The 650-nt window shown below is 58.5% G+C and carries 1 protein-coding gene; it reads left to right on the forward strand.

Annotated features, from left to right (window positions below; genetic code table 11):
* Window positions 1-650 (forward strand): 3-hydroxyacyl-CoA dehydrogenase family protein (locus ACR0E6_RS22465; protein ID WP_480587549.1); only part of this gene is annotated, 650 nt, incomplete at both ends.

Genomic DNA, 650 nt, shown 5'->3' on the forward strand with positions numbered 1-650 from the left:
ACCCTGCTGAAATCATCTCGGGCATCGAAAACCAGACACGGTGCACCGGGCTACATTTCTTCAGCCCGGCCCATGTCATGAAACTGCTTGAGATCGTGCACACCCCCCGAACCGCCCCAGAGGTGGTGGCCACAGGGTTTGCTCTGGGCAAGAAACTGCGCAAGGTCTCGGTGCTGTCAGGCGTTTGCGACGGGTTCATTGGCAACCGCATGTTGGCCGCTTATCGGCGCGCAGCAGATTATCTGCTGGCAGACGGGGCACTACCCCATGAAATTGATCTGGCGATGCGGGATTTCGGGATGCCGATGGGGCCCTACGAGCTGCAGGATCTTACCGGGTTGCAAATCGCCTGGGCAAACCGAAAACGCAACGCTGCCACGCGCGACCCGAACGAACGCTATGTCACCATTGCCGACCAGCTATGTGAGATGGAGCGGTTTGGGCGGCGATCCGGCAAAGGCTGGTACCTGTACGAAGAAGGAAATCGCAAACCGATCCGCGACCCCGAGGTTGAAGCTTTGATCGAAGGGTATTCCACAGCGCAGGGCATTACCCGCCGGACCTTTACGGCCGAGGATATATCGTCTCGCCTTCTGGCGGTCATGGCGAATGAGGGCGCTTTGATCATGCAAGAAGGGATCGCCGAAAAC

This window comes from Ruegeria sp. AP12, from assembly GCF_056540025.1.